Below are 720 nucleotides of genomic sequence, written 5' to 3'. Positions count from 1 at the left end.
GTGTTCTTCTTGGCGTCCGCGTCGTCGCGGGCGCCTTCCCACACCCCGGTGACCCGGTTCAGGGCGTCGTACTCGGTCTGCCGGACCGTGGTGGCCCCGCTGGCGTCGGTGACCGCGGAGGAGAGCAGCAGCCCGGTGCCCCCGTCATAGGCGTACGCGGTCGTGGAGACGGTGTCGCCGTCCTTGGACGTGACCACAGCCTCGGCTATCTGCCCGTCGCCGGTGTAGGCGAAAACAGTGGTGTTGCCGAGCTGGTCGGTCTGGGACACCAGGCGCCCGGCCGCATCGTAGGTGCTGCGCACACCGGTACGGGTGTCGCCCTGGCCGGGCGCGCCCTGGGTGAGGGATTTAGCCGTCTGGCGTCCGGCGAGGTCGTGGGTGAGGGCTGCGGTGAACTCCTGCCCGGGGTAGGCGTCAGGTGCGGCCGGGTTCAGGACCGTGCTCTGCGGGATGCCGCCGGCACCGTAGGAGGGCACCGCCGTGACTTCGCCGCTGGTTGAGGTCAGGGTCCGGCCCAGCGCGTCAGCCCGGGCGGCAGAGTCGGCGGCGGGGGTGCCGTCGGCGAAGACCACCCTCGCCGACATCGTCCGTGCCATGCTGTCGGCGTCCTGCACTGAGAGCGCGCGCGCGTCGTTGAGGCCGGCCCCGATCTGGTCTTTGCCGAGGACGCCCTGCGCAACGGCTTCGGCCACGATGTCCGTGGCGGTCTTGACGGTGGTG

At 71.4% G+C, this 720-nt stretch carries 1 protein-coding gene; it reads right to left on the bottom strand.

What is annotated here, in order from left to right; genetic code table 11:
- The coding region (locus IF89_RS39465; protein WP_043194910.1) for an RHS repeat domain-containing protein at positions 1-720 on the bottom strand (720 nt) is incomplete at both ends.

It is taken from the genome of Streptomyces sp. NRRL F-2664, assembly GCF_000719345.1.
GTDB lineage: Bacteria > Actinomycetota > Actinomycetes > Streptomycetales > Streptomycetaceae > Streptomyces.
Note: the sequence above shows the minus strand (reverse complement) of the source record. Positions and strands in the feature narration are given on the sequence as shown.